Origin of the sequence: Shewanella surugensis (genome assembly GCF_023284005.1) — a bacterium.
In the GTDB taxonomy this organism is placed as follows: domain Bacteria; phylum Pseudomonadota; class Gammaproteobacteria; order Enterobacterales; family Shewanellaceae; genus Shewanella; species Shewanella surugensis.
In genome coordinates this window covers 1-9245 of record NZ_JAKIKS010000164.1, presented here as the reverse complement: position 1 = coordinate 9245, position 9245 = coordinate 1, and the positions used below count along the sequence as shown (strand labels likewise).

At 42.5% G+C, this 9245-nt stretch carries 7 protein-coding genes and 4 pseudogenes; 6 read left to right on the top strand and 5 right to left on the bottom strand.

Annotation, left to right across the window (positions count from 1 at the left end):
- Window positions 1-104 (top strand): annotated as a pseudogene (locus tag L2764_RS24110) (IS1595 family transposase); the annotation flags it as partial.
- A gap of 565 nt (window positions 105-669) precedes the next feature.
- Here L2764_RS24110 and L2764_RS24105 read toward each other — a convergent pair.
- On the bottom strand, window positions 670-1071 hold the full coding sequence (locus L2764_RS24105; protein WP_248942916.1) for a 4-fold beta flower protein: 402 nt from the start codon (window positions 1069-1071) through the stop codon (window positions 670-672).
- A 259-nt stretch (window positions 1072-1330) separates the two neighbouring features.
- Window positions 1331-3076 (bottom strand): phospho-sugar mutase, encoded by a 1746-nt coding sequence (locus L2764_RS24100; RefSeq protein WP_248942915.1) that lies wholly within the window; start codon window positions 3074-3076, stop codon window positions 1331-1333.
- Window positions 3077-3291: 215 nt separating this feature from the next.
- On the opposite strand from L2764_RS24100, the gene L2764_RS24095 reads away from it, so the two are divergent.
- Together L2764_RS24095 and L2764_RS24090 are read left to right on the top strand one after the other, a co-directional pair.
- Complete coding sequence (locus L2764_RS24095; protein ID WP_248942914.1) at window positions 3292-4173, top strand: pseudouridine synthase family protein; 882 nt, start codon at window positions 3292-3294, stop codon at window positions 4171-4173.
- Window positions 4174-4286: 113 nt separating this feature from the next.
- Window positions 4287-5318, top strand: a complete 1032-nt coding sequence (locus tag L2764_RS24090) for an adenosine deaminase (RefSeq protein ID WP_248942913.1) — start codon at window positions 4287-4289, stop codon at window positions 5316-5318.
- A gap of 51 nt (window positions 5319-5369) precedes the next feature.
- Here the strand turns inward: L2764_RS24090 and L2764_RS24085 are convergent.
- A pseudogene (locus tag L2764_RS24085) lies at window positions 5370-6505 on the bottom strand (alkene reductase).
- Window positions 6506-6937: 432 nt separating this feature from the next.
- On the opposite strand from L2764_RS24085, the gene L2764_RS24080 reads away from it, so the two are divergent.
- Window positions 6938-7147, top strand: coding sequence for a hypothetical protein (locus L2764_RS24080; protein ID WP_248942912.1), 210 nt, complete (start codon window positions 6938-6940; stop codon window positions 7145-7147).
- Window positions 7148-7181: 34 nt separating this feature from the next.
- Here the strand turns inward: L2764_RS24080 and L2764_RS28390 are convergent.
- Window positions 7182-7229 (bottom strand): annotated as a pseudogene (locus tag L2764_RS28390) (hypothetical protein); the annotation flags it as partial.
- A gap of 649 nt (window positions 7230-7878) precedes the next feature.
- Between L2764_RS28390 and L2764_RS24075 the strand changes: the two are divergent.
- Window positions 7879-8193: a hypothetical protein gene (locus tag L2764_RS24075; RefSeq protein ID WP_248942911.1), complete on the top strand. Its 315-nt coding sequence runs from the start codon at window positions 7879-7881 to the stop codon at window positions 8191-8193.
- On the top strand, window positions 8135-9103 hold the full coding sequence (locus tag L2764_RS24070; RefSeq protein ID WP_248942910.1) for a transposase: 969 nt from the start codon (window positions 8135-8137) through the stop codon (window positions 9101-9103). Before L2764_RS24075 ends, L2764_RS24070 begins: the two co-directional genes overlap by 59 nt.
- A 33-nt stretch (window positions 9104-9136) precedes the next feature.
- Here the strand turns inward: L2764_RS24070 and L2764_RS24065 are convergent.
- Window positions 9137-9245, bottom strand: a pseudogene (locus tag L2764_RS24065) (IS30-like element ISVsa7 family transposase); the annotation flags it as partial.

Sequence of the window (9245 nt, the reverse complement as noted above, 5' to 3'; positions counted from 1 at the left end):
GAAGGTTCTCGCTTGAAGACATGTTGCCACGATTTATGTATGTCGCACTACGAACTGCTCCTATGCCACAGAAGTATTTAAGCATGGCTGAGCTTTATGGGTAATCAGGAAGAAGTATTTAAAATAGATGACAACTTGCTGATAGATTTCATAATTTCATTTTATAATTGTTTTTTAGCAAAAATACTATAAACAAATTAAGCATATGTATCAGTAAGTTAGTTTAATTCTGTTTGGTCATTATTCTTCGTTTTGTCGTGTACAGGGAGTCTTCCTCCTCACTATTTATTACTGGGGAATATTTTATTATCGGTGTTATCGGGCATTTATATGGGCTTACAAGGCCGGAAAAAACTCAAAGAAAGTTTACTCTTCGCACTCCATTTCTCATTTTTCTACGGCTGTCTTATTTTAATCAATCCTTGGTTATTCACATCATTATTACTCTCATTTTCTTTTTATTTTCCACCGACAAACGCTACGTAACGCTTTACCAGCAATATAAAAAGTACACCCAACCCGCCTTATTATAAGGCGGGTGAATAAGACCGAGAGATAAAGCAAACAATCATCACGAAGATTTTAATGCGCTAATACGTCAATATACTCAGCGTCATGTGTTAGCTTTAAAACCACTCAGTTTCAATCTGTTAGATGTTAATCAACGCGCTAGGCTGCAAAAAAGCTCATATCACTATTGTCACTCCAAAGCATCACTTTAGAGGGTCTAGAAGGACGATTAACACGAGTCTCTTTAGAAGGGCGACTTAACCTTGAGGCACGACTAGGACGAGATTGTTTAGTCGGGCGTGCGGGTCCGCCCTCGCTGAGCGGGCTAAAAAAAGCATAAGCCCCATCTCTGAAATCGATAATACTGCCATTATAGACCCAACCTAAATACTGGCCCGCATAAGACACCACAAACTCATCCTCATGAAGATAGGCAAGTGGGGTTCCATCATAATGATAAAAATGTTCCCCATTGGCGTGCAAATAAAACAGGGCGATACCTTGGGTATCGTAAAAGGGCATATTGTCATTATTGGCAGAAAAAGTTGACGCGTTATCCATAGCTTATCCTTAACTCGGTCTGTTGATCTTTGGTGGTTGAATGATATTCGTAAATGGAAACTAACCTTACCGCAAATCTCTACACACTGAGTGGTCGAATCGTTCCAAAAGTTCGACTCGTTCCATCAAGAAGATAACAAACTTTAGCGAGTACTTCTTCCATCATTGACTAAGCCAGAAGCTACATTAAAAAAAAGGCTTTGAACAGTCGATCACATAAATTCATTAGTCAACGCTAATATCACTGACCATACTGACTTCAGCTCGGTAATGACATTTGGTGTGAATGTATCAAGGTCGCCATACTGCGTTGCGCGCGAGTCTGTGCCTGCTCAAGTGATTCACTCGCCTTCATGGTTTCAACCACTTCATAATAACACTTAAGTTTAGGCTCGGTTCCAGATGGGCGAATAATAACCCTAGCGCCCTTCTCGAGTTGATAAATCAACACATCACTTAAAGGAAGCGATAATAATTCGGTAGTCCCATCAGCATAAAAGCGTCTTGCCATGCTAAAATCGTCAATCGATAACACCGCTAAATGAGCAATTTTTTCGGGCCTATTTTCCCGCAAAAAACCTCCAATATTCGGTGTGTCGGCTTGCAATGCAATACTGACTTGTTCATTTAAATGAAAACCATACTCTTGGTAAATATGATGCAAACGATCCCAAATCGTTTGTCCTTGACTAGCCAGCTCAGCAGTCAATTGCGCAAAAGCCAGTAACGCCGATAACCCATCTTTATCTTTGACTAAGTCACCGATGCAATATCCCAGCGCCTCCTCATAAGCAAATAAAAACTGCCGCTCAGGCCGACTCTCCGCCATCGCCACATTCATCAACCATTTAAAGCCCGTTAGCGTAATACAACACTGCCCATTAAAGTGAACCGCAATTTTAGCCAGTAAACTCGATGACACGATACTGGCACAGGTTAACCTTTGCGTTGGCGCAGAAAAACTCAATAAATAATGCCCTAATAGCACCCCCACTTGATCGCCCGTTAGCATTTGATATTCGCCATCGTCACGCCTCACTGCCACGGCAAAGCGATCCGCGTCAGGATCGTTGGCACAAGCCAGCGTTGCCTGATATTTTTTTGCCTCAGCAATCACTAAATCCATTGCCCCTTTTTCTTCAGGATTAGGAAAGTTAACCGTTGGAAAATCACCATCCGCCTCACGTTGTGCTTTAACACTGTATACTGCATCAAAACCCGCCTCTTTGAGTATGGTTTCTGCAAAACCAGCGCCCACACCGTGCATCGCCGTATACGCTAAACTCACCAATGAAGGCTGGGTATGATTATTGAGCTCGGGGGCTTGATGAACGCCTATACAATAAGCGTGATAAAAATCAGCCTCTAGCATCACTAGCCCATGACTTTCCAGCCCGTTATTTTCCAGTGTGTTATCATCGAAAGCGAGCGCTTGCACAGGTATTTTGTTCTCGGCGACCTCATTAATACACTCGGCAATGCCCGCATCGTGAGGCGCGATAATTTGTGCGCCATTGGACCAGTAAACCTTATAACCATTATATTGAGGCGGATTATGACTCGCAGTTACCACAATACCTGCCGCCGCCTTTAAATGCGTCACACCAAAAGCCACTAATGGTGTCGGCGCCGTTTGATAAGTTAAGTAAACCTTAATCCCCATGGCGAGCAACACGCCTGCGGCATCCTCGGCAAACAGCTTCGAATCATGACGACCGTCATAACCAATAACCACCCCGCGGCTTTCAACATCCTCAACCTGCTGTTTAAGATACCTGCCCAGACCTGCCGAAGTTTGCTGCACCACCAAACGATTCATTCGCATCGGTCCCGCTCCCACAATCCCTCTAAGGCCTGCGGTGCCAAATGCCAATCGATTGGAAAAGCGGGCCATTAATTCCACCTCATCTCCCTTATCGATCAACCCCTGCAATTCTTGTTTCGTCTTGCCGTCAAGATCCCGTTCAAGCCATTGCTGCACATTTTGCATTAACACTGTGTTCATCAGGTTTATCCTTATCACATACAGGTTACGGTTCGCCAAGCCAACGAAAGCGATAACATGCAACAGGCTTGGATAAAAATCTCTTGAGTATAACTATACCCATGTTGCAGTAAATTGAGGTAAAATATTCATTGGAATAAATTAATCGACTTAATCTATTCTATCGCTGAAAAAGCACTCTTAAATATGAATACCATTATCAAAAAAAGTGATCTATGTCCGTTTCAAATCAAGAAATTCACATCAACATTGATGCCCAACAACAAGATGGTCTAAAGATGCTTGCCGCCGCCTCGGGACTTTCTCTACAAGCACTAAAAAAATGCATGCATAAAGGCGCCGTATGGTTAACCCGAGGAAAACAAACTCAGCGCTTAAGACGGGCTAAAAAATCATACTTAGTCGGGGATGCACTGCACCTCTATTACAATGAAAACGTGCTCAATGAAATCGTCCCCCCCGCCGAGTTGTTATTTGATGAAGGTGATTACAGCCTATGGTACAAACCTTATGGTATGCGTTGTCAAGGCTCGAAGTGGAGCGATCACACCACCATTAATCGTTTTGTTGAAAACCAAACGACTCCTAGCCGCCCTGCGTACATCGTCCATCGATTAGACCGCGCTGCCACGGGCCTTATCATTATCGCCCACAGTAAAAAAATGGCCGCTGCACTCGCCAAATTATTTGCATTACGCACACTCAAAAAGTATTACCATGTTATTGTTGAAGGTGACATCGAAAAAAGCCCGCTTTTCAGCCCGTCATTGGATGCAAGTACAGCAGAAAAACAACTCACTATTAACACCCCGGTGGACAATAAAAACGCCATTTCTCATGTTGAGCAACTCGAGTATTGTCAAGAGTCAGATCAATCACTTGTCAAAATCACCATAGAAACTGGTCGAAAACACCAAATCCGTGTCCATATGGCCAGTATCGGCCATCCTGTGATCGGCGATAGGCTCCATGGCAATGCCGACATCAATAGCATCGATCTGCAACTCACCTCCTGTTTTTTCGAGTTCATCTGCCCAATAAGCCACCAGCGCACACAATTCATGTTACCCGAAAGACTCAGGCCTAGTCTTAAATAATACCCATTCTGGCGATTAAAGTAATTTATCCTGACTTTAACCGTCAGTCATATTCAGTCACTCTCTTCATTTTCATCTAATATTATTAAAACAACTGGTGAAAATAATCGACTATGGCTATCACAACCTACCCTTGGTTACTCGCTCTCCCAAAAGTCGAACTTCATATCCATTTAGAAGGCATGTTAGAGCCGGAGCTGATGCTATCGCTAGCCAGAAAAAATGGGATCCAATTACCGTTTAATACCATCGGCCAATTATATGAAGCCTATCGATTTAACCAACTACAAGACTTTTTAGATATTTATTATCAAGGTGCTCAGGTACTTATCACCCAACAAGACTTTTATGATCTCACTTGGCATTATCTAAAAAAATGCCAGCAGCAGAATATTGTTCATGCCGAACCTTTTTTCGATCCGCAAACCCACACAGCAAGGGGAATACCTTTTGGCGATGTCATCGAAGGTATATCCGCGGCGCTCACAGATGCAAGAGAAAAGCATGGGATCACAAGTCACTTAATCATGTGCTTCCTTCGACATTTAAGTGAAATAGACGCCTTTAATACCTTAGAACAAGCCAAACCTTTTCTAGACTGTTTAACCGCAGTAGGCCTAGACAGCAGTGAAAAAGGTCATCCACCTGAAAAATTCAGCCGTGTTTTTAATCAAGCCAAAACCTTAGGCTTACTCACCGTTGCCCATGCTGGAGAAGAAGGTCCAGCTCTCAATATTTGGTCCGCAATTAATACATTAGGAGTATCACGCATCGATCATGGTGTAACTGCCATAGACGATACTAAACTCATTGACTATTTAGTTGGCACTCAACTACCGCTCACAGTGTGTCCTTTATCCAATGTGAAACTGGCCATTTTCCCTGAAATGTCCAAACACTGTATTCTCAATTTGTTAGAAAAAGGTGTATGTGTGACCGTCAACTCCGACGATCCCGCTTACTTTGGCGGCTATTTAACCGAGAACTTTTATGCCCTGAGCCAGTCTTTAAATCTAACCCAAACACAAGCTCATAAAATGCTTGTCAACGCTATTCAAGCCAGCTTTGCCAATGACAACCGAAAACAAGCGATGCTAAGCCAATTAACAAACTTCCTAAACTCAAACAAACATTCTATGATATAAATCTTTTATATCAGTAGGATTAACATAATCCAATTGCATGTTCATTTTTATTCAAGGCTGATAAGCAAGGTAATCGGTATAGCCTTTATCGGTACCACCGTACAAAGTTGCCGAATCAATCACGTTCAGAGGCCAATCATTGCGAATTCGTTCAGGCAGATCGGGATTAGCAATAAAGGGGCGACCAAAACCAAAAATGTCACCGTGACCTTGCTCTAATACTCGTCTCGCTTTCTCAACGGAGTACCTACCCGCATACATAATTCTCCCATTGAAAAGTGCACGCACCTCTTGATAGAAATCCTCCGGTAAATCGGGGGCGTGATCCCAGTCAGCTTCTGCCAGTGACAAATAAGTGATACCCGCTTCATTCAACACCTTGATCGCTTCAATGTAGGTACTGTGAGGATCCCTCTCTACCAGACCCAAATACACACGCTCTTCATCGGTACTCTCAAACAGCGGAGCAAAACGCACCCCCAAGCGATCACTGCCAACCACTTCAGACACCGCCGCAACAATCTCTTTAAGAAAACGCAGTCGATTCATCAAACTGCCACCGTATTCGTCATCACGATGATTAGTGTGTTCGGAGATAAACTGATTAACCAGATAACCGTTGGCGCAATGTAATTCGACACCATCAAAGCCAGCGTCGAGTGCATTTCTCGCCGCCTGAGCGTAGAGCTGTACCAACTCTTTCACCTCAGCAGTACTTAATGCTCGGGGCTCACTGGGTAAAGCCAATTCACCTTCGCCCGGTCCGGTTTCAATAAACACTTTAACCGTATCCGCGCGGATGGCTGAAGGGGCCACTGGCGCATCACTGTCAGGTTGAAGCGACGTGTGGGAGACACGCCCTACGTGCCAAAGCTGCGCAAAGATGATACTCCCTTTGGCGTGTACCGCCTTCGTCACCTTCTTCCAGCCTTCAATTTGCTCTTGTGAGTGCATACCCGGTGTCCATGCATAACCCTGTCACCCTGTCCACGCGGTTCTATCTGTGTCCCCTCTGTTACCATAAATCCTGCGCCAGTTCGCTGATCGTAGTAATCGGCCATCAAGTCATTGGCAATATTACCCGGTTGGCTACTGCGCGAGCGCGTCAACGGTGGCAATACGATACGGTTTTTTAAGGTATACGGCCCCAGTTGGGTTTCACTAAATAATACGGCGTTACTCATCATTGTTTCCCTTATCAAAAATTCAGTGCCTACGTTGAGAAGCCTCTAGAGGTCGGTTGAACGTCATGATAAAAAACTTAAGATACAATGAAAAACAAGTAAAAAATGTTTTAGATACCACTATAAGTGGTATTGCTAGTGTTATCTGTAATGAATTGTGAATCTCCATCCACACAGTCTATTACACTATCCACTCACACAAGGGGAAATAAGCTTCACCTCATCAAGGCTTATCCACATATTAGCCGCCTGTGATAACCGCTATCACAATAATCATTACATGGGTACATGATGTACTTAATCACTCATGGCCCCTTGTAGGTAAAAAATAATAAATCTAGCAAATACATTGTCATAAATGAATAATACTCAAAGATAAACCTGTCCTATCTTTGAGTATTAAGTACTTTTAGTGTTTGGTGCTTTGGATGTTAAGTGATCTCGAAAAACAGATGTGATCGGATCAACCATGCCACTTTAGCCGATGTATTAATCAACAATCAGGTCGAAAATGGCGTGTATTTAGTGAAGGCAGCATTAAAAACTCGGCAGCAAGCGACCGAGTTTAGAAGAGCCCAAGCTGATCTGAATTTTTCTCTTTTCGATCTAACTCGATCAACTGCTTTTGAACATACTTGCGAATAGTATCTTCATTTGCATTACCAATTGTTTCAACAAAGTAACTTTGACTCCAAAGCTTACCGCCCCAAAAGTAGCACCTTTTGATATCTGGGTAGCATTCGAAAAACTCTCGATCTTAGATGCTTTTTATCACCTGCATTATATGACTTGGTGATATTTTTGGCTCACTTATGACAACCATATAAATATGATCTTAATAAAAATCCCCGCAGCAAGCTATCTCGCCTTTGGCTCAACTTCGCTACGCGAAGCGGGGTATTTAGATACTGAAAGACTAAAACTTACGCAGCCAGCTGCGGGGAATCAGAACCACTGAGATTGAAATACTGTGGAAGAAGATCAAGTATGAATGATTATCCTGCCATGATTTTATCACTTTTGATACACTCAAAGAGAGTTTAAAAACATAATGAGCAACTATCCATCAAAATACACGATAACTTTTAATTAAGCACTTACATCAATAGTCGAATCATCAGGCTTAAAAATGGCAAACCCAAAGCTCCCCCCCACTGCTATTGCTTATCTTTTTTATTATGGGATGCCCATCGACATTACCGAGGAGAGTTTATCAATCATTGCGTGATCGAAACTCCCCTTCATACAGACGACTTTCATTATTTTTAACATATTTCGTATCAACAGTTCGGACAGTTTCTATTGATGAATAGATGAAGAGTTCATGGGTAAGTTCTGTGACAATCTGGTTTCTGACATCAAAGCAAAAGCTACCCATGAGTTGTATAGTAGAAACGGTTTTAAGCTCAATGTCCAATATCAACAAGCCTCAGCGCATCTTTATGACCTATTTATTTTCTGTCTTAATAATGTTTCAGGGGCGAGTAACCTACACCAATATAAGTCGTTACAGTCAATTGAGTCAAAAACGATACTACCGCTGGTCCAAGAAACACTTTGATTATGCCGATTTTAATACCCAGTTGCTGCTGGAGGTTTTTCCATTAGAAAGTGAACGTATTGCGGCGATTGATGCCAGTTTTATCAGTAAGTCGGGGAAACATACTCAGGGGTTGGGATACTTTATATAATGGCAGTGCGGGTGAAGCGCAGCGGGGACTTGAAATCTCGACCATCAGTATAACCGATTTAGCCTCAAATACGGCTTATGCATTGGACTCGCGACAAACCATTGATGAAGAAAATAAGACTCGGATTGATTTATATGCCGAACATCTGGTTGATTTAGTGTCAAAGTTGCATCAATTTGGCGTCCGCTATCTGAGTTGTGATACCTATTACACCAAAGTAAAGTTTGTTCAGGCTGGTGTCAATGCTGGGGTTGAACTGATTGGAAAACTGCGTATTAATGCTCGGTTGCAGTGGCTCTATGACAGTGAATATTCAGGCGTAGGTCGTCCTAAAAAATTCGATGGTAGGGTGAAGATTGATACCGATTTAGCTCGGTTTGATCCTCATGGAAAACAGGATAATAACGTTGAAGTTTACGATGCAGTGATCTATTCCTCCAGCCTGAAACGGAACATAAAACGGGTACAACTCAAGTTCAATAAAGGAAATCGTATGGGGCAAGCCCTGCTTTATTCAACCGATATCGACTTAGATGCAATGACACTGATTCATTACTATAAAGCCCGTTTTCAGATTGAATTTTTATTTCGTGATGCTAAGCAACATACAGGGCTAACCCATAGCCAGTCCCTCAGGAAAGACGCCATTAATATGCAGGTCAATGCGTCACTCACTGCCCTTAATTTGCTAAAAATAGAAGACAGGCAGACTAAAAATACCCAAGGTAAAACGGTGATTTCGATTGTGAGCTGGAAGCGAAGGAAATTCAACCAACACCTCATGGACAGACTTTTTGACGAGTTAGGATTAGACCGGAATAATGAAAAAGTCGCCACCTTATATGAGCAATTCAGTGATTACGGGGCTATCGCGCATAGAAGTGTCCAGAGTATTGTAATTAGCGAATAATAGAAACCTCTACAAAAAATATTAATATCGACCCTAGATCTCAGCAATAAGCGACACACGTTTACCTGTTAAAAACTCATAAGGACTGAGAAAGTTTAACGCCTTTCTTGGCCTCATGTTAATTAAAAATTCAGCATTGGCT